Source organism: Sphingomonas alba (genome assembly GCF_023516555.1).
In the GTDB taxonomy this organism is placed as follows: Bacteria; Pseudomonadota; Alphaproteobacteria; order Sphingomonadales; family Sphingomonadaceae; genus Sphingomicrobium; species Sphingomicrobium album.
This window is the reverse complement of record NZ_JAMGBD010000002.1, coordinates 395,153-413,253: the sequence shown is the minus strand read 5'-3', so window position 1 is coordinate 413,253 and position 18,101 is coordinate 395,153. Positions and strand designations below refer to the sequence as shown.

Genomic DNA, 18,101 nt, shown 5'->3' with positions numbered 1-18,101 from the left:
GGCGAATTGGCTAAGATGGAATGGTTAAGATCTCCGAAAGAGCGCGGAGCCGAACGTTATAAAATATTGACGCTGGGTAGGGCGATAGCCGGACGGTCCGCCCCAAATTAGCGTCAAAGCTGCTTGCGGGAGATGGTACGGCGCGGCAATGGCGCGAATGAGCAACAGTTGCAGGAGGCCTTTATCAGCCCGGACATCCTCGGTGATCCGTCTCTGCTGCTTCCGCTCATCCTCGTCGGCTTCTTCGCCCAGCTGATCGATGGCGCGCTCGGCATGGCTTACGGGCAAATCTCCAGCACCCTGCTGATCGCGCTGGGCGTGCCGCCTAAGTTCGCTTCGGCCAGCGTCCATACCGCCGAGACCTTCACGACCGGCGTTTCGGCGATCAGCCATGTCGCGCATCGCAATGTCGACTGGCGCCTCTTCATGCGGATCGTCATTCCGGGAGTGATTGGCGGGGTCCTTGGCGCCTACGTCCTCACCGAAACGCCGGCCGACATCGCCAAGCCGGCGGTCCTCACCTACCTGACCGGGACCGGCCTCTATCTCTTCTATCGCGGCGTCATGCACAAACACACCGAGAAGCGGCCCAGGATCGTCGAGCCGCTCGGCCTCATCGGTGGCTTTCTGGACGCGGCCGGCGGTGGCGGCTGGGGGGCGATCGTCACGACGAACCTGCTCGTTCAGGGCAGCAATCCCCGGAAGACGATCGGCACCGTCAACACCGCCGAATTTTTCCTGACCGTCACCATTTCGGCGACCTTCATCGCCACCTTGGGCTGGCAGGCCTTCACAACCGCCACCGTCGGCCTCCTCATCGGCGGCGTCATCGCCGCGCCGTTCGGCGCCCGGATCGCCCAGCGCGTCAATGCGGACCTGCTGCTGACCTTCGTCGGCGTGGTGATCACCGCCAGCAGCGCCTTCGGCCTCTATCGCGCCCTGAGCTAGGCATCGGAATATATCCCGCTTTTTGGGTGGTCATCCGGGCGGTATTGATTTTCGATTCACTCTGGCTCGGGGAGTGCTTCATGGCTGCTGTCGACACTCTGAAAACCTGGGTCGTCCGGACGCCGCTCACGGGCCGGCTCGCGGCTCTCTCGGCGATCGCGGCCCTGACCTCCGCGACGGCGGTGAGGGCGACAGTCGATGGCATCGTCACCGGTTGCGAATTCACACCCTATCTGCCGTTCGTCCTGCTTTCGGCAATCTTCCTCAGGTGGTGGCAGGCGGCCCTGATTGCGCTCTTGTCAGTGCCCATCCTCGGCCTTTCGTTCATTGGCGCACCCGGGAAGTTGCTCCACTCCGACTGCTTCCAGTCCAGCGCCGCGATTTTCCTTGCCGCCTCGGCAGCGATGATCGGCCTTGTGATGATTGTCCGCGGGCTCTTCCACGCGCTGCACAGGCCGGGCGAGGACGAAAGCGAGGGCGGCGTGGTCTTCAGCCTCGAGGATGGCGAAGTCTGGGCGAGCTGGTACGGACAGGGCCAGCCCGTGCTGCTCGGCTCCGAAGACAAGGTGTCGACGATGATGCACGACTTCCTTGCCCAACTGGAGGTCGGCAGGCGCCTCAACGGCGGCAAGTAGCCCGCAGCTAAAGCGTCGCGTGTACCGTCGCGACCGCCTTCACCACTGCGGCGATGCGTGCGGCCGCCTGGATCGTCTCCGCCTTGATATTGTGCTGACCGAGCACCTTCTCGTGGCTGTCGATGCACATGCCGCAGCCGTTCATGGCGCTGACCGCCAGACTGAACAGTTCGAAGTCCGCCTTGTCGATGCCGTGGCTGCCGATGAGGTTCATGCGCAGCTTCGCCGGGAGGGTCGAATAGACGGGGTTCGAGGCCAAATGGACGAAGCGATAATAGACGTTATTCATCGCCATTACCGCCGCGGCGCCGCGGGCAGCATTGGCGGCTTCGGCAGATAGCTTCGGCGCGCACTCGGCCTCGGCCGCTGCGACCAATGGGCGGTAGCCGCTGCCATGGGCACAGGCCAGGATCAGTCCGTACTTGCGCTGGTCACCGAGCAACTGGTCGCTCAGCAACGAACTGAGGTTCAGGCGCAAGTCCTTGGCATAGTCGGGGAGTGTATCCCCGAACTCCTTGAGCGAGTTCATGGCATTGTCCTGTCGGGAAGGAATGACGGCGGAGCCCGAGAGGGGGGAGGGGCTCCGCCGTCCACTGCTGCTTCCAAAGGGGCCGCAGCAGGATCTGTTTCTAAGCCGTTAGGCGGCCGGCCTCAGCACCTCATCGCCCTCGCTCCAGTTGCAGGGGCAAAGCTCGTCGGTCTGCAGCGCGTCGAGCACGCGCAGCGTCTCGGCCGGATTGCGGCCGACGTTCAGGCCGTTGACCGTGACGTGCTGGATGATGTTGTCCGGATCGATGATGAAGGTGGCGCGGAAAGCGACCCCTTCATCGGCCGAGAGGATACCCAGCGCTTCCGCCAGTTCCTTCTTGTTGTCGGCGATCCACGGGAAGTCAGCGGCGGCCAGCTGCTCGTCCGACTTGCGCCAGGCGAAGTGGACATGGGCAGTGTCGGTGGACGCGCCGATCAGCACTGCGTCGCGGTCTTCAAAGTCGCCCTTGAGGTCGCCATAACCGACGATCTCGGTCGGGCAGACGAAGGTGAAATCCTTCGGCCAATAGAAGAGCACCTTCCACTTGCCGTTGGTCTCGCCGAGGTCGAGCATTTCGCCGGCGGGAAGCGCGGACGTACCCTGCTGGACCGGAACCTTGAACGCGGGAAGCTTGTCACCAACGGTAAGCATTGAATCTCCTGTTTGTGCGAATGCGAAGAATTTCGTGTGCGGTGCAGCATGTAGGAAGCTGGCGTTAATCGTTCAAGTCGATTATCTCGATTGAACTCATCGGATTTGCCAATGACTGTTCACCTACCGACGATCAAGCAGCTGCAGTATCTCGTCGCGCTCCGGCAGCACGGTCATTTCGGCAAGGCTGCGGAGGCCTGTTTCGTCACCCAGTCGACGCTATCCGCCGGCATTCGCGAGCTCGAAACGCTGCTCGGCATCACCCTTGTCGAGCGCACCCGGCGCGTGGTCCGTTTCACGCCGCTCGGCATCAAGATCTCCGACAAGGCCCAGCGCGTGCTTCGCGAGGGCGAGGAGCTCGCCGATCTGGCCAGGGCCGAGGGCCAGCCGCTGACCGGAGAGTTGCGCATGGGCGTCATTCCGACCATCGCGCCGTTCCTGCTGCCGGCGATGCTGCCGCTCCTCCGCCAGGAATGGCCGAGTCTCAAGCTCTTCCTTCGCGAGGAGACCAGCCCCTCGGCCTGCGACGCCCTCCATCGGGGCCAGCTCGACTGCGTGCTGCTGGCGATGCCTTACGCTTGCGGGGACGTCGAGATCGCGAACCTGTTCGATGACCCTCTTTATGTCGCCTTCCCGAAGGGGGAAGCGCCGCTTGCCGCTGAAATCGAGCCGAGCACGATCGACGAGAGCCGGTTGCTGCTCCTCGAGGACGGCCACTGCCTGAAAGATCATGCCCTCTCCGCCTGCAACCGGCCGGAACTGCGTGCCGAAGCGACGATGATGGGAACCTCGCTGCACACATTGGTGCAGATGGTCGATAACGGCCTTGGGCAGACCTTCGTCCCGGCCATGGCGATCGAATCCGGAATCCTCGACGGGACCGGCATCGTCGCCCGGCCGCTACGCTCGAAGCATAATTACCGGCGCATTGCCTTGGCCTGGCGCCGGTCCAGCCCGCGCGAGGAAGAATTCAATCTCCTCGCCGGCACCCTGCGCGAGATTGCCCGCAGCGTCATTCCAAAGCTCGCCGCCTGAAACCATGCTGGCCGCAGCTGGGGAGGGCGGCTGCGGCCAGCAGTGAACGGGCTAGGCCCGCTGCAAATCGAAGCGGTCGGCGTTCATGACTTTCGTCCACGCCTTGACGAAATCGCGGACGAACTTCTCCTCATTCCCCTTCTCGGCATAGACTTCGGCCGTCGCGCGGAGCTGGCTGTTTGAGCCGAAAATGAGGTCGGTTCGGGTCGCCTTCCACTTCTCCGCCCGGCCGGCGCGGGCTCGGCCGACGAACCGTTCGTCGCTGGCTGTGTCGACCAGTTCCCAGAAGGTGTCGTTGTCCAGCAGGTTGACGAAGAAGTCGTTGGTCAGCTGGCCCTTGCGGTTGGTGAACACCCCCTCGGGACTGTCGCCGTGATTGGCGCCGAGCACGCGAAGGCCACCGACCAGCACGGTCATTTCCGGCGCCGACAGGCCGAGCAAAGACGCCTTGTCGAGCAGCAACTCCTCGGTCTTCACGCTCTGCCTCGACTTGAGGAAGTTACGGAAGCCGTCGGACTGCGGCTCCATCCAGGCGAAGCTCTCGACGTCGGTCCAGTCCTGAGTCGCATCGCCGCGGCCGCCGGTGAACGGTACGGACACCGGATAGCCGCCATCCTTCGCCGCCTTCTCGACCGCCGCCGAACCGGCCAGAACGATCGCATCGGCCAGCGACATCGACCCGCGGAGCTCGTTGAGCTTGGCAAGCACCTTGGCAAGCTCGGCCGGCTCATTGGCCTCCCAGTTCTTCTGCGGCTCCAGCGCGATGCGCGCCCCGTTTGCGCCGCCGCGTTGGTCCGACTTGCGGAACGTCGAGGCCGAAGCCCAGGCCGTCTTCACCAGCTGCGAAACGCTGAGGCCGCTGCTGAGTACCTTGTCCTTGAATGCGGCGACATCGGCGTCCGACGGCGCCTTTCCTTCCGGCACCGGGTCCTGCCAGATCAAAGTCTCTTCCGGCACTTCCGGGCCGAGGTAGCGGTGCTTGGGGCCCATGTCGCGATGGGTCAGCTTGAACCAGGCGCGCGCGAAGGCGTCGTCCAGCGCCGCCTGGTCGTCACGGAACCGCTCGGAAATGGCCCTGAACTCGGGATCCATCTTCAGCGCCATGTCGGCGGTCGTCATCATCGTCGGCACGCGCTTGCTCGGGTCGCGTGCGTCCGGCGCCATGTCTTCCGGATCGGGATTGACCGGCTGCCATTGCTGCGCGCCGGCCGGGCTCTTCACCAACTCATAGTCATATTTGAACAGCAGGCGGAAATAGTCGCCGCCCCACTTCGTCGGGTTGTTGGACCACGCACCCTCGATGCCCGAGGTGGTGATGTGGCCTTTGCCGATCTCCTCGTCGTCAGTCAGCCAGCCGAGTCCCTGGAGATGAATGGCCTCCGACGCCGGATCGCTGCCGAACGTATCGGCCGGCTTGGCGCCATGCGCCTTGCCGAAAGCATGGCCGCCGGCGGTGAGCGCGACGGTTTCCTCGCTGTTCATGGCCATGCGCAGGAAGGTCGCCTTCATGTCGCGCGCCGATAGCAGCGGGTCGGGATTCCCGCCGGGCCCTTCCGGATTGACGTAGATGAGGCCCATCTGGATCGCCGCCAGCGGGCCTTCCAGTTCGAGCTGTTCCTCGGGGATGATGCGCGTCTTGGCGCCCTGGTTGACCCAGATTTCTTCGGCGCCCCAGAAGGTATCGCCTTCGGACTGGTAGACGTCCTTGCGGCCGCCGCCGAAGCCGAAGACCGGGCCGCCCATGCTTTCGATGGCCACATTGCCGGCGAGGATGAACAGGTCAGCCCAGCTGATGTGCTTGCCGTATTTCTGCTTGATCGGCCAAAGCAGGCGCCGCGCCTTGTCGAGATTGCCGTTGTCCGGCCAGCTGTTGAGCGGCTCGAACCTTTGCTGGCCGCTCGACGCGCCGCCCCGGCCGTCGGTGATGCGATAGGTGCCCGCCGCGTGCCACGCCATGCGGATCATGAAGGGACCGTAGTGGCCGTAATCGGCCGGCCACCATTCCTTGCTATCGGTCATGAGCGCCGTCAGGTCGGCCTTCAGCGCCTTGTAATCGAGCTTCTTGAACGCCTCGGCATAATCGAAGTCCGGCCCCATCGGGTCGGGCGAAACCCCGTGTTGGTGCAGCATGTCGACAGGCAGGGCCTCAGGCCACCAGTCGCGATTGGTGCGGCCAAGCAGGGAGCGCGGTCCCATCGGGCAGCCTGACGTCGGTTTATCCATGATTGCATCCTCCTCTTTGGACGCCTGCCTAGGCTTCGGCGAGGAGCGGCGGAAACGATTAAACTCGGTCAGTGCGAGCGGGAAAATCGATTAGTGGTTGAGCCCCCGAGCGCAGCGAAGGCGGCGCACAGCGCCGCCTGAGCAGCGCGTAGAGAGGGCGAGAGCCGGCCAGCGGGCGAAGCCCGACTGACGTCACGGGATTTAATCCCGTGACGGCCTCGCCTTCCGTGTTGTTGCCGGTGCTCGCCATGCCCCCGGCATGGCTGCGCGGCGTCAATCCATGTGCTTGAGGCCAATACGCAGATAGTCGTAGCCGGTGATCAGGGTGAGCGCCGCCGCCGCCCAGAGGCTGGCGAGCCCAACCTGGTGCATCCACGCTTCGTGGGGAAAGCCGCCGCTGAGGATCAGCGCGCCAAGCGCGACCAGCTGAAACGTCGTTTTCCACTTGGCGAGCTTGCTGACGGGCACGGAGACATTGAGCGGCGCCAGGAACTCGCGCAGCCCGGAGACAATGATTTCGCGCAGCAGGATGACGATTGCCGGAATCACGGCCCAATTCTCGATGATCGGCACGTCGCCGTCGGCCTTGCGGCTGGCCATCAGCATGACGAGCACCGCCGCGACCATGATCTTGTCGGCGATGGGATCGAGGAATTGTCCCAGTCGCGATGTCAGCCCCTGCGCGCGCGCCAGATAACCGTCGAAATAATCCGTGATGCCGACGATGCAGTAGAGCACGAACGTGATCAGGTAATCATAGGGCGCCGGCTTCCACAGCAGGAAGACAAGGATCGGCACGGCCAGGATCCGCGACAGGGTCAGCAGGTTCGGCAGCGTCAGCATGGGACACGACCGTTATAGGGTTTGGACGCGGGCGCAAAGCTGGCTATTCGAAGCGCTCCCTGCGGAGTGCCTTGCGTCTTGATGCAGAACGTTACCCACCTGCTTCGCGCGCGGCGTTTCGTGCCGCTGTTCTCGACGCAATTCCTCGGTGCCTTCAACGACAGCCTGTTCAAGCAGGGCGTCGTCCTGTTCGTCACCTACCAGCTCTATTCGGATGCCGCCCGCGAAGCGCAGTTCAGCGCCATCGCCCAGGGACTTTTCATCCTCCCGTTCTTCCTGCTGTCGGCCCTCGCGGGGCAGCTGGCCGACGATCATGACAAGGCCCGGCTGATCCGCATCATCAAGACGGCGGAGATTCTGATCATGGCAGTCGGCGGCGCCGGCCTGCTGCTCGAGAATATTCCGCTGATGCTCGCGGCCGTGCTCGGCATGGGAATTCATTCGACATTCTTCGGGCCGATCAAATACGCGATCCTGCCGCAGCATCTGGAAAAGGACGAGGTGCTGGGGGGCACCGGCCTCGTCGAAGCCGGGACCTATATCGCCATCCTGCTCGGCACGATCCTCGCCGGCGTGCTTGCCGACGATGCTCGCCTGGCGGTTGCCGCAACGCTGGGGATCGCTGTCCTCGGGCGCATTTCAGGCGGCCAGGTGCCGCCGGCGCCTCCCGCCGCCGAACGGGTGCCGTTCAACTGGCACATCATTCGCGCCTCCATCCATCTCGTCAGCGAGACGATGCACATTCCGCGGCTGTTCCTCGCGATCCTCGCCATCAGCTTCTTCTGGACCATCGGCGCGGTGCTGATCATCATCTTCCCGCCGCTGGTAAAGAACGTCCTCGGCGCCGACGAGCAGGTCGCTAGCCTGTTCATCGCCATCTTCTCGATCGGTATCGCCATCGGCTCGGTCGCCATCAACCGCCTGTTGAAGAGCCAGGTGTCGGCGCGTTTCGCGCCCGCCTCGGTGATGATGATGGCCCTCTTCGTCCTGCTGCTCTACCTCGTCGCGCTGAACTGGGGCGACCATGGCGTCGAGCTGACGACGCTCAGCAATTTCATCTTCCACCCGAGCGCCGGTTTCATGATCGCGGCGCTGCTCGGCGTTGCCATCTTCGGCGGCATGTTCGTCGTGCCGCTCTATGCCTTCCTGACCACCACCGTCGACAAGTCGCAGACCGCGCGGACGGTCGCCGCGAACAACATCGTCAACTCCGGCGCCATGGTGATCGGCTCGGCGGTCGCGTTCGGGCTGAGCAGCTTCGGCGTTGGCCCGGTTGGGCAGTTGCTACTGGTCGCGGCGATGTGCTTCGTCGCCGCGTATTTGGGTTGGAAGCTTCACGTCGCGTGCGATTGAGCCGCCGAGCGTAACGAGAGCGGAGCGAAGCGAGCGTCGTTAGGCGAGAGACGGTGAAATCCGGACGGCCTGCGTCCGGAGCCTGCGAAGGACGACAGGACCGACGGCGCGGATTTATTCCGCGCCGAATACTTTCAAGCGAGAAATATCGAAACGATCAGGAAGCCGCCCAGATACGTCATCAGGAACAGCTTCATGTCATCGCTGAGCGCGGGCGACGGAGCCGCGACTGCCTCCATCACAAATGGCTGGCGGCGGCCGAAGCGGCGGGGGTCCGATAGGGTGCCCAAGAGGTTCATGGAATGGGTTAATGACGAGTTTACCATTCGCCATCAACGGTGATGTTTGGCCCTTCGTTCCGATCGTCCCGGAGTGGGACGGAAACGCTGGAGCGCCCTCAATTTGTAGATGAGCCTGAAACGATTGAACGTCCCCCCCCCCGGACGTTCAATTTAGAGCATTGAATTCGTCAGTCCCCCGGACTGACTGGAATTCAATGCTGGTGCGGACGGCGGGACTCGAACCCGCACGCCCATGGGGCAGAAGATTTTAAGTCTCCAGCGTCTACCGGTTCCGCCACGTCCGCATCGGTGTGGGCCGGCGCTTAGCGCTATTCGGCCGAGGCTTCACCTAAGTTCAGCCGCTCGCGCATTTCCTTGCCCGGCTTGAAGTAAGGGACGCGCTTGGCCGAGACGTCGACCGAGGCGCCGGTGCGCGGGTTGCGGCCGACGCGGGCGTCGCGGTCGCGGGTCGAAAAGGCGCCGAAGCCGCGAAGCTCGACGCGGCCGCCCGTGGCCAGCTGGTCGGTGATGCTGTCGAAAAGCGCAGCGACCACGCTCTCGATTTCCCGCTGCGTCAGGTCCGGAAAATCGCCGCACAGCTTCATTACGAGTTCGGAACGGATCATGGCATCCCCGCGCTTGAAATCACCCCGCCCCCCGCGGGTAGGCACTGCCTATCAGCCTCTTATGCAAAGGAAAAGAGGCTGCTTTCATACAGGTTACGCTGCCGTTACAAATTGTGAAGCGCGCAGCAAAAAGGGCGCGGAAGCTTTCGCCGCCGCGCCCTCCTTGTTCTTTGACAGACCTGAGCTTCTGCTCGGCCATGCCCCCAGCATGGCCTGCGCGGAAGCTTACTCGCCCTCGGTCGTCTCCGCCTCCGGAGCCTCGGCCGGAGCCTCTTCAGCCGGAGCCTCTTCGGCCGGAGCCGCTTCGGCTTCAGCCTTCGGAGCCTTCTTGGCGGCAGCCTTCTTCGGCTTCTCGGCCTTTTCAGCCTTCTCGGCCTTCTTTTCCGCCTTGGGCTCGGCTTCCGCCTTGCCGCCCTTGGCCGCCTTTTCCTTCAGCGCCGCGCCGAGGATGTCGCCAAGCGACGCGCCGCTGTCGGACGAGCCGTACTGCGCCACGGCCTGCTTCTCTTCGGAGATCTGCAGAGCCTTGATCGAGAAGGTCGGCTTCTTCGACCGGTCGAAGCCGGTGACCTGGGCGTCGAACTTCTGGCCGACCTGGAAGCGCTCGGAGCGCTGCTCGTCGCGGTCGCGGCCAAGGTCGATGCGCTTGATGAAGCCGGTCGCGCCATCGTCGCCGACCTGGACTTCAAGCCCTGCGTCCTTGACCTCGAGAACGGTGACGGTGACCGTCTCGTTCTTGTTGACGCCGCCGCTGGCCGAGCCGCCCTTGGCGACACCGCCGCGCTCAAGCTGCTTCATGCCAAGGCTGATGCGCTCCTTCTCGACGTCGACGTCGAGAACGACCGCCTTCACGCTCTCGCCCTTGTGGTGCAGCGCCAAAGCTTCCTCGCCCGACACGCCCCAGGCGATGTCCGACATGTGGACCATGCCGTCGACGTCGCCGTCCAAGCCGATGAACAGGCCGAACTCGGTCGAGTTCTTGACCTCGCCCTCGACTTCGCTGCCGACCGGATGCTTCTCGGCGAAGGCCGACCAGGGGTTCGCCTGCGCCTGCTTCAGGCCCAGCGAAATCCGGCGCTTCTCCTCATCGACCTCGAGCACCTTCACGTCGACTTCCTGCGAAGTGCTAACGATCTTGCCCGGGTGGACGTTCTTCTTGGTCCAGCTCATTTCGGACACGTGGACGAGGCCCTCGATGCCCGGCTCCAGCTCCACGAAGGCGCCATATTCGGTGATGTTGGTGACGCGGCCGCGGAACACGCCGTCGACCGGATACTTGGCGCCGGCGCCTTCCCACGGGTCGGCTTCCAGCTGCTTCATGCCCAGCGAAATGCGCTGCGTGTCGCGGTTGATGCGGACGATCTGCACCTTGACGGTGTCGCCGATGCCGATGACCTCGCTCGGGTGCTGGACGCGCTTGTAGCTGATGTCGGTGACGTGCAGCAGGCCGTCGATACCGCCAAGGTCAACGAACGCACCGTAATCGGTGATGTTCTTGACGACGCCCTCGATGACCTGGCCCTCGGCGAGGCTCTGGATGAGGCCGCTGCGCTGCTCAGCGCGGGTCTCTTCCAGGATGGCGCGGCGCGACACGACGATGTTGCCGCGGCGGCGGTCCATCTTCAGGATCTGGAACGGCTGCGGCAGGTCCATCAGCGGGCCGACGTCGCGGACCGGACGGATGTCCACTTGGCTGCCGGGCAGGAAGGCGACGGCGCCGCCCAGGTCGACGGTGAAGCCGCCCTTGACCCGGCCGAAGATCACGCCCTCGACGCGCTCGCCCTTCTCATGCTCCTTCTCAAGCTTGTCCCAGGCGGCTTCGCGGCGGGCGCGGTCGCGGGACAGCATGGCTTCGCCGGCGCTGTTCTCGACGCGGTCGACATAGACTTCGACCTTGTCGCCGACCTTGATCTCGGCCTTCTGGCCGGGGGCGGCGAATTCGCGCAGCGCGACGCGGCCTTCGCTCTTCAGGCCGACGTCGATGACGGCCAAATCGTTTTCGATCGCGGTGACGGTGCCGGTGACGACCTTGCCTTCAAAGGCTTCGTTCTCGCCGCCGAGGGATTCATTGAGCATCGCCGCGAAATCGTCGCGGGACGGAAAAGCCGTAGAGGCCATGTGGTGTGTACCTTGTACTTCGGACTTTCATGCCGCCGCCGGGGACTATCCCCGGGCTACAAAGGCGGACCTGGAAACCCTGTGATCCATCCCGCCAACCCCATGTTGGAAGGATATCCTTGGCCGGTGAACCTTGCGGGATGCCGCCGTTCCGAAAACGAGTGTCGCGGCAACAGGCGTATGCCTTGCCCACGAGCTCGCCAACTTAAGCGTGCATCCGGAAGGGGAAACTCACCGCCCGCCAGACGAGCGCGCCTGTAGCGGAAGGACGGCGAAGGGGCAAGGCGCGTACATATTCATTCCGGCGGTCGTCCGGCCGACGTCGCGAACCCGAATCTTGAAGCTTTAAGCCGGTCAGTATGCTAGGGCCTTAAGCATCATCGGCATTCTTCTCGCAGGCGCCGATGGCTGAGAGTCACATCGTGCTCCCGCTTGCCGCGTCGGAGCACATCATGACCGGAATTAATCCAGAAATCGCGCCAGACCCAGAGATGCGCGCTAAGCTCGACAGCCTTGGGATCACGGTGGTGCCGCGAGCGGTCTACGAATGGCGTGGCTACCGCTACTCCAATGCCACCGACGCGATTGCTGCTGCTGAACGGGCAGGCCGATGAGCCGCGCCGTCAACCTCGCCATGCGCGAGGAAGCCATCACCAAGCATTGCCGTGACGAAGACATAGGCATTTCGGTGCTGGAAGCACTGCCTGGAGGCGGCGTCAGGCTGGTTTGCGACAGCGTCTATGGCGCCGAGCAGATTCGCCTGAAGCTGAAGCGCCATATGATAGATGGCGATCCCCGCCGCGCCCAACTCCGACCGAGGACCCCGCTATGGTAGGCATTGAGGAATCCAGGCCGCTTTGGGTGTGGGAGACTGATGGCGGTGCCCGTCAAAGGCCGGGTCCAGGACCGGACGCCTCCAACGCGCCGCAAGCCTCAGCCGCCTCAGGACACGCCGGAGGGATGCGATGCGATGGCCGCCGCTGACATGGCGCGGGCCGCTGCCCATATGGAGGGTTGGGGCAGGACCCGCTTCGAACACAGCGCTGTCATGTGGTCGCGCCGGGCCCGGCTGCTCGAAGTCGCCGACGCGGAGACAGATTGATGCAGTTACATGGCAGCACCGAAGGAAACTTGATCGCAGCGGTTCGCAGCGCGGTCCGTTTTCGTGACCATCCGGTCCATGCTGACACCATTAGGCACTGGGAGGGTTTGCTTAGCCATGCCCGGCGGGAGCTATCCAACTGCGCTGCACTCCCATCGGAGCCGCTACAGCGTCTGGTAGTGGAACTGGAAGTCGAACTGGCCAAGCGCCTCGCCTAACCGGGCTGCGCTGCGGAGTTGAGGCCCGCCCTTTGAAGAGAGTGTTGCGCAACAACAAACCATCAGGGGCGAACCTCTCGAAACAGCCTAGTTGCACTACTCCTGAAGTCCAGCGATTACGCCGAACTTGAGGTCAGGCCCCGTGAAGCTGGATGCTCTTCCTGATCATCTCATCGAGGCTACGTTCTTCGTCCACTCGTGAGCTCGCCCGGCGGGCCTCCTTTTCGAGGCGTGCCTGCAGTTGCGTTTCTGATTCTATCTTCTGCTTCCTGCGCATCGTTGCTCCTTATGATTGCTGGTCGCCGCGCGCGACGATCGCCACCAGCTTGGTCTTGAGCCAGACCTCACACCGGGCCTTCCCGGCCAACTCGTGAGCGAGCCGGGTTGCTTCGTCATCATCGGCTGCATCAAGCCATTCACCCGGCGCGCGATGACCCGTATCGGAGTCCAGTATATAGATTCTGTAGCTCGGCATTTTGGCTCCGCCTGGTTGTCTGGCCGTTTCAGGCCTTTGGCGCCGGGCCCCAGGCCGTGGCTGCCTTCTTCGATCAGGTCATGCGTCGCCTGCGCGCTGCCAGGCGGCGGCGCGCAGGCGGCGAAACGCAACGGCTGTTAGTCGGCGGCAGGTTCCTCTGAAACTGCCTCGGCCGTCACCTCTGACGGATCCTCTGACGCTGCCTCTGCCGGCGCGTTGTCCTGCTCGGCCTTATCGTCTTCGACCGTGCGGAGGTTGGCGGCTTCACTCTTGCCGCGCTGCCCGATGACGACGTCATAAGCGACGCGCTGGTCCTGCTGCAGGCGATGCCAGCCCGCGCGTTCGACGGCGGAGACATGGACGAAAGCGTCGCCGCTGCCGTCGTCCGGCTGGATGAAGCCAAAGCCCTTTTGATCGTTGAAAAACTTGACGGTGCCAATCGGCATATCGAATTCCTTCGTTGGGAGACCGAATGCCGGTCTCCTTCCGCTAAGAGAAGCTTGAGAAGGAAAAAGGGCCGCAAAGCGCCAATGACCGTCAATTTGCGACTGGTAGCGGGTTGGATGATAGCATAATTTCGGAAAATCACTGCATCGAAAAACTCTAATAAAACGTGCGATAATAACTATGAACCTGTGCTATTAGATATTTTATCGCACTGCACATTTCTTCGCAAAAATTTGCGACTGGGAGACTTATCGTGCTCCCGTTTTTTCGGATTATTAGGAGAATGGCATGAGCGATCTCAACTATCTTTGTAAGCGGCACCAGATTTCGATTTACATGTCGGAACATGCTGCCTGCGAGAGCTCGAGGCGTGCGCATCTCGGGATGGCGAATGCATATTGCGCGCTCATCACGACGGCCCGACGTCAAAGGCCTGTAGTTTGCGTAAAATGAGAGAGCCCCTTTCCAGGCATGAGGCGGCTGACACTCTACGTGAGCAAGCGGCTGCCTGTCGCCGCCTGGCCAAAAGGGCTCGAACCTACAAGGGCGGGATAGCATTGGTTGCGGTCTCAGATAGATTTGATGACGATGCGCGCCGGATCGATCCTTTGAGCGAGCGGCGTTAGGCTCCTGCTGGTCATAGATCGGAAATCAGCGGTCTCGCTGGGCAGCGATAGGAAATTTCCTATTGCATGATGAGAACATATAGGGAACAAAGCGGCTTAGCTCGGAGTCGCTTATGCTTGTTCTCGATCCCCCGATGATTGTGGCCGTCGCGGCCGTCATCAGCAGCTTTTCGGCGCTCGTCTGGGCTCTACGCAGGAAGCCCTAGGGCCGGTCCGGCCCCTGCCACTGCCATGCCATCTCGGCGCTCAGCCAATCCTCCCAGATTGGCGCGCATCGGGATCATGGCGTGCTCCCCGATTCTGGCGGGGCCGCGCGGGCCGTAACCACAGCGGCGCAGGAACATGGACGCGCTTAAGTCGTTGAGCCTGCTTCCATATTATTTTGAAATTACAGGAGAAAATCCAATGACGCGTACCCAGCTTAACAGGGGGATCATTGCGCTTGCCTCCATGGCGGCGCTTGCCGCGCCGGCGCTTGCAGCCACGGGCGGAATGGTCAGCGGGCAGGGCGCCTTGTCCACCGACCCGGGCCGCACCTTCTCTGTCAGCGCGCACATCAATGCCGACGGCACCGCCTCGGGCCGCGCGACTTTGGTCAACAAGGCCTTCACGGGCGAAAACGGCAAGGCGCCGTACCTGCTGCAGGTCGACATCAGCTGCGGCAAGATGCTGGACGACCATACCGCCATCCTCGGCGGCTCGACGAAGCGGACCAACGACCCCAGCCTGGTCGATGCCGTCTTCTTCTCGGTGCAGGACAATGGCGAGCCGGGCGCGAACAAGGACAAGGTCAGCCGCGCCTATTTCTGGGACAATGATCCGAACACCCAGGGCCCGCCATCGGCCTGCCTCAACTCGACGTTGAGCGACGTCCCGCTCGAAACGATCGTGTCGGGTAATATCAACGTCAAATAGCCGTTTCGGCATTCAGGAAGGCGGGGCCTCCGGGCTCCGCCTTTTTTGCTGTCCTGCAGGTCCGGCATTACCCAGAAAGCCCTAGCACCGGTGCGCCAACGTCTGAACTGCCATGCCATGTCTGCGCACGGCCAATCCCCCAGATTGGCGCGCACCGGGATCATGGCATGCTCGCCAATTCTGGGCGGTGCGGCGGAGGCCGTGACGCCTCCGCCGGCACGTCTTCCGTCAACCCTTATCCTCGGTTGACCCCGCTTGCGGCCGGGCTGCGCTTCAGCCCGATCAGACCGACCAGGCCCAACAGGCCCAGCCAGCCCCACGGCACGCCGTCTTTGCCACGGCCATGGTCGTATCCGTCGTCTTGCTCGCGCATCCCCAACTTGCCGGCGAACGTGTCGGTAACCGCGCGCGGGCCGTTTGAGGTTTGGCGGCGGTCCGGAGTGGTCCCGAAACACTTTCCGTCGCTGCAAAGAACCGCGCAGGCCCCGCCCGTGCACTGTGTCTTGCACCCGTAAAAAGACCCGTCGGTGACTTCGATGAACTTGCCGTGCGCGGCTTTGCACGCGCCCTTGAGATCTTCGGCGGACGGGGGTGGGTTGATGTCTGTGTCTTCGGCTTGCGCAGGTGCGCCCGCCATCGAAAGCGCGAAGGCGGTTGCCGCCAGGAATAATGTCGTCCGTGTCATTGCTAATTCCCCTTCTTCCCTGGTTGATGAACCGAGCTGACAGGGTGCCGGACAGCCTGTTGCTGCCACCGAGCAGACACCGAAATATGGACTAGGCCGCGGCCGCCTTGGCTTGGTCGGCCATCTCTTCGACCTTCATCTCCAACAGTACGGGCGTACCCTTGGCGATCTCGAATTCGTGGAGAGCCTTGCCGTCATGATCCTTGCGGGCAGAGCGCTGCTCCCTGCGGATACCGCCGATCGGCAAGTACCAGCGCGGATCGTGCATGCACTTGCACGGGCTCTCCGGTGAATCCCACACGCAATAGCAAAGCTGGATGCCGCGCCACCCATGGGGGACCATGGCGGCGACATCCCCGTCCCCCGGATCAAGTTCGTGGCCATGGATGATGACGGAACCTGCCGCGGCATCGGCATGGCCCCTTGAGTCGACTCCCGAAATAGTCATGAGCTTCCCTTTCCAGTCTGGTTGGACTGATGCGGACAAGGCGCAGGGCGGCCGTAAGGGGCAGCAGTCCGGTCCGAGCACCCGGCGGGCGCCAGACCAACTCGGCCATCGGCACGGTGGGGAAGTTGATCGCTGCAGCCCTTACTCCCAATTCCGGCGCAAAGGAACGGGCCGGGCGCACGAATTTGCTGTCCTACAGCTGTCTGGATGTGCCAGCGTCCCGCCGCTCGGTCACGGCCGGGCGGGCTCTTTTCCACTGTCGATGTCGATCCTTGCCCGACTTGGCTCGCAGAGCCGCCGGGACGCCAAGATGAACAATGTAACACTTTGGGTAACGACCCCCCGTTTCCGTAGTATTCCGGCCTCACCTTGTTACCCTCGGCGGGGCTCACCACAGGTTGGAAAATCGCGGAAATCCGCCGCTGGAGCGGCAAAGGTGACGGGGGTGACAACCCCCCGTTTGAGGGGGGTGCAGCGTGACGCTGTTACTTTTCGGCGCATTGTGACCTTTGGGCGCCCGCGCGCGTAATGAGTGTAACTTTTGTCAATTTTGGGATGCGCCATGCCACGCAATCCGGGCGCCCGCTCCATGGCCTTGGTGAACGTAGAGGCCGCCGGATACGAAAAAGGCCCGCCTCGCGGCGAGCCCTCCGTTGGTCGGCGGTTGAACTCGTTGCTCAGGCGGCGCTCAGTTCTCCGCTGTCGCTACTTCCCAGCTGCTCGATCTGGACGCGGAATTGCTCCGCCAGCTGCAGGTGGGCGTCGCGGGCCGCGTCATTGTCGGCCTCCGCTGCACGGTCGCGTTCTTCGCTCATTCGCCGGTTCAGATACTCATAGTCCACGGCGGTGCTCCTTGAATTACAAGCGGGAGCGTGTTGCCAGGTCTCTCAGTCGGGTCGGTGCTTGTATCGTGGGGACCCGATGGCTTGAGCCTAGCACGCCAACCTGTCTGCACCCTTACAAATGTTACTGTTCGGGCGATTTATGGCTCGCTTCGCCTCGTTTCGGGCACGGAAGTTCCCTCCAGGCCGGACGCGGAACAATTTTTACATATGTGAATTTTTGGGCCGCGAACCGCTTTTTGCGGGAATGAATTGACCGCCGGGCCGATACGGGCGATGCCGCTAAGCTGTTCTTAACATTTGTAAAGTCGCGCCTTGGAACGATTTCTGTAAATCAGGGCGCCGGGTTTAGGGGTGTTGCGTATCAATGGATCGTTTTGTCGCGAAATTGCGTAGCCGTCAGGCGTTGACGGAAACTGATGAGAATTTGCTGAGGGAAGCAGGCTGGATCAACCGCCGCTATGCCCGCCACGAAGTCATTGTCCGCGCCGGCCAGCGGCTCGATCACGCGCACCTCCTGCTCAGCGGCTTCACCGCCCGCGCGCAGGAGGATACGGCCGGCAACCGCCAGATCGTCGGCATCGGCGTTGCCGGCGACATGCTCGATGTTCACGGCGTCATCCTCGGCAAGCTCGAGCAGGACATCATCGCTTTGTCGCCCTGCGAAGTCGCCACCATCACCCATTCGAAATTCAAGGAGCTGACGCGGCTTTCGGCGGAAATCCAGAAGACCTTCTGGATGCAGGCGGCGATCGAACATTCGATCATGGCCGCATGGATCCAGGCCCTGGGGTCGAAGCGCGGGACGTCCAAGATCGCCCACCTTTTCTGCGAGATGCAGTTGCGGCTGGCCCTCGTCGGGATCGCGACCCAGATGGGTTTCCCGATGCCCTTGAGCCAGCAGGAAATGGCCGATTATGCGGGCATGACCCACGTCCATTTGAACCGCTGCCTCAAGGAGCTGCGCGAGGCCGATCTCGTCACCTTCGCCAGCGGCTGGGCCAAGGTGCTCGACTTCGACGGCCTGAAGCGCCTTGCCCGCTTCGACGAAGCGTATTTGAACCTTCGCCTAATTGAGGACTGAGGCCTAGGCAGCCGCCG

The 18,101-nt window shown here is 62.9% G+C and carries 20 protein-coding genes, 1 tRNA gene and 1 pseudogene; 9 read left to right on the top strand and 13 right to left on the bottom strand.

The genetic code is table 11. The features are described 5' to 3' along the window. The first annotated feature begins 168 nt into the window (after positions 1 to 168). Positions 169 to 948 carry a sulfite exporter TauE/SafE family protein gene (locus tag LZ536_RS11810; RefSeq protein ID WP_249848984.1) on the top strand — a complete coding sequence of 260 codons (780 nt, stop codon included), beginning with the start codon at positions 169 to 171 and terminating at the stop codon, positions 946 to 948. Positions 949 to 1,028: 80 nt separating this feature from the next. Then, positions 1,029 to 1,583: a hypothetical protein gene (locus tag LZ536_RS11805; RefSeq protein ID WP_249848983.1), complete on the top strand. Its 555-nt coding sequence runs from the start codon at positions 1,029 to 1,031 to the stop codon at positions 1,581 to 1,583. 7 nt (positions 1,584 to 1,590) lie between these two features. Here LZ536_RS11805 and ahpD read toward each other — a convergent pair whose 3' ends face one another. Together ahpD and LZ536_RS11795 are read right to left on the bottom strand one after the other, a co-directional pair. Next, positions 1,591 to 2,112, bottom strand: coding sequence for an alkylhydroperoxidase, AhpD family (ahpD, locus tag LZ536_RS11800; protein ID WP_249848982.1), 522 nt, complete (start codon positions 2,110 to 2,112; stop codon positions 1,591 to 1,593). A gap of 108 nt (positions 2,113 to 2,220) precedes the next feature. Continuing rightward, positions 2,221 to 2,763 (bottom strand): peroxiredoxin, encoded by a 543-nt coding sequence (locus tag LZ536_RS11795; RefSeq protein ID WP_249848981.1) that lies wholly within the window; start codon positions 2,761 to 2,763, stop codon positions 2,221 to 2,223. Positions 2,764 to 2,874: 111 nt separating this feature from the next. Between LZ536_RS11795 and LZ536_RS11790 the strand changes: the two genes are divergently transcribed. Then, positions 2,875 to 3,798, top strand: a complete 924-nt coding sequence (locus tag LZ536_RS11790) for a hydrogen peroxide-inducible genes activator (protein WP_249848980.1) — start codon at positions 2,875 to 2,877, stop codon at positions 3,796 to 3,798. 51 nt (positions 3,799 to 3,849) lie between these two features. Here the strand turns inward: LZ536_RS11790 and katG are convergent, their stop codons facing one another. Next, the gene (gene katG / locus LZ536_RS11785) at positions 3,850 to 6,021 is read right to left on the bottom strand and encodes a catalase/peroxidase HPI (protein ID WP_249848979.1); all 2,172 of its coding nucleotides are present in this window, start codon (positions 6,019 to 6,021) and stop codon (positions 3,850 to 3,852) included. Between the two features lie 273 nt (positions 6,022 to 6,294). After that, positions 6,295 to 6,864, bottom strand: coding sequence for a CDP-diacylglycerol--glycerol-3-phosphate 3-phosphatidyltransferase (pgsA, locus tag LZ536_RS11780; protein WP_249848978.1), 570 nt, complete (start codon positions 6,862 to 6,864; stop codon positions 6,295 to 6,297). An 81-nt stretch (positions 6,865 to 6,945) separates the two neighbouring features. Between pgsA and LZ536_RS11775 the strand changes: the two genes are divergently transcribed. Continuing rightward, entirely contained in the window at positions 6,946 to 8,217 is a 1,272-nt protein-coding gene (locus LZ536_RS11775) for an MFS transporter (RefSeq protein ID WP_249848977.1), read from the top strand. A 134-nt stretch (positions 8,218 to 8,351) separates the two neighbouring features. Here the strand turns inward: LZ536_RS11775 and LZ536_RS11770 are convergent, their stop codons facing one another. The 4 genes and pseudogenes from LZ536_RS11770 to rpsA all read right to left on the bottom strand — a co-directional run. Continuing rightward, positions 8,352 to 8,516, bottom strand: coding sequence for a hypothetical protein (locus LZ536_RS11770; RefSeq protein WP_249848976.1), 165 nt, complete (start codon positions 8,514 to 8,516; stop codon positions 8,352 to 8,354). Between the two features lie 201 nt (positions 8,517 to 8,717). Further along, a tRNA-Leu gene (locus LZ536_RS11765) sits at positions 8,718 to 8,803 on the bottom strand. A 24-nt stretch (positions 8,804 to 8,827) separates the two neighbouring features. Continuing rightward, positions 8,828 to 9,124 (bottom strand): integration host factor subunit beta, encoded by a 297-nt coding sequence (locus tag LZ536_RS11760; RefSeq protein ID WP_249848975.1) that lies wholly within the window; start codon positions 9,122 to 9,124, stop codon positions 8,828 to 8,830. A 423-nt stretch (positions 9,125 to 9,547) separates the two neighbouring features. Then, positions 9,548 to 11,242, bottom strand: a pseudogene (gene rpsA / locus LZ536_RS11755) (30S ribosomal protein S1); the annotation flags it as partial. Positions 11,243 to 11,646: 404 nt separating this feature from the next. Between rpsA and LZ536_RS11750 the strand changes: the two are divergent. From LZ536_RS11750 to LZ536_RS11740, 3 genes are read left to right on the top strand one after another with little or no spacing between them, the layout of a single operon-like run. Next, a complete protein-coding gene (locus LZ536_RS11750; protein WP_249848974.1) occupies positions 11,647 to 11,856 on the top strand; it encodes a hypothetical protein in 210 nt (69 codons plus the stop codon). Further along, the gene (locus tag LZ536_RS11745) at positions 11,853 to 12,077 is read left to right on the top strand and encodes a hypothetical protein (RefSeq protein ID WP_249848973.1); all 225 of its coding nucleotides are present in this window, start codon (positions 11,853 to 11,855) and stop codon (positions 12,075 to 12,077) included. The genes LZ536_RS11750 and LZ536_RS11745 overlap by 4 nt, the downstream gene beginning before the upstream one ends. Before the next feature lie 39 nt (positions 12,078 to 12,116). After that, the gene (locus LZ536_RS11740) at positions 12,117 to 12,344 is read left to right on the top strand and encodes a hypothetical protein (protein ID WP_249848972.1); all 228 of its coding nucleotides are present in this window, start codon (positions 12,117 to 12,119) and stop codon (positions 12,342 to 12,344) included. A gap of 504 nt (positions 12,345 to 12,848) precedes the next feature. Here the strand turns inward: LZ536_RS11740 and LZ536_RS11735 are convergent. Beyond that, positions 12,849 to 13,037, bottom strand: a complete 189-nt coding sequence (locus tag LZ536_RS11735; protein WP_249848971.1) for a hypothetical protein — start codon at positions 13,035 to 13,037, stop codon at positions 12,849 to 12,851. A 137-nt stretch (positions 13,038 to 13,174) separates the two neighbouring features. Continuing rightward, the gene (locus LZ536_RS13140) at positions 13,175 to 13,483 is read right to left on the bottom strand and encodes a cold-shock protein (RefSeq protein ID WP_348538842.1); all 309 of its coding nucleotides are present in this window, start codon (positions 13,481 to 13,483) and stop codon (positions 13,175 to 13,177) included. A 1,032-nt stretch (positions 13,484 to 14,515) separates the two neighbouring features. Between LZ536_RS13140 and LZ536_RS11725 the strand changes: the two genes are divergently transcribed. Next, positions 14,516 to 15,025: a hypothetical protein gene (locus tag LZ536_RS11725; RefSeq protein WP_249848970.1), complete on the top strand. Its 510-nt coding sequence runs from the start codon at positions 14,516 to 14,518 to the stop codon at positions 15,023 to 15,025. Positions 15,026 to 15,260: 235 nt separating this feature from the next. Here the strand turns inward: LZ536_RS11725 and LZ536_RS11720 are convergent, their stop codons facing one another. From LZ536_RS11720 to LZ536_RS11710, 3 genes are all read right to left on the bottom strand, one after another. Then, positions 15,261 to 15,710, bottom strand: a complete 450-nt coding sequence (locus LZ536_RS11720) for a WGxxGxxG-CTERM domain-containing protein (RefSeq protein ID WP_249848969.1) — start codon at positions 15,708 to 15,710, stop codon at positions 15,261 to 15,263. Positions 15,711 to 15,801: 91 nt separating this feature from the next. Beyond that, entirely contained in the window at positions 15,802 to 16,158 is a 357-nt protein-coding gene (locus LZ536_RS11715) for a hypothetical protein (protein ID WP_249848968.1), read from the bottom strand. A 677-nt stretch (positions 16,159 to 16,835) separates the two neighbouring features. Then, a complete protein-coding gene (locus LZ536_RS11710; RefSeq protein WP_249848967.1) occupies positions 16,836 to 17,000 on the bottom strand; it encodes a hypothetical protein in 165 nt (54 codons plus the stop codon). A 367-nt stretch (positions 17,001 to 17,367) separates the two neighbouring features. Here LZ536_RS11710 and LZ536_RS11705 point away from each other — a divergent pair, with 367 nt between their 5' ends. Next, positions 17,368 to 18,084, top strand: coding sequence for a Crp/Fnr family transcriptional regulator (locus LZ536_RS11705; RefSeq protein ID WP_249848966.1), 717 nt, complete (start codon positions 17,368 to 17,370; stop codon positions 18,082 to 18,084). The last annotated feature ends 17 nt before the right edge of the window (positions 18,085 to 18,101 follow it).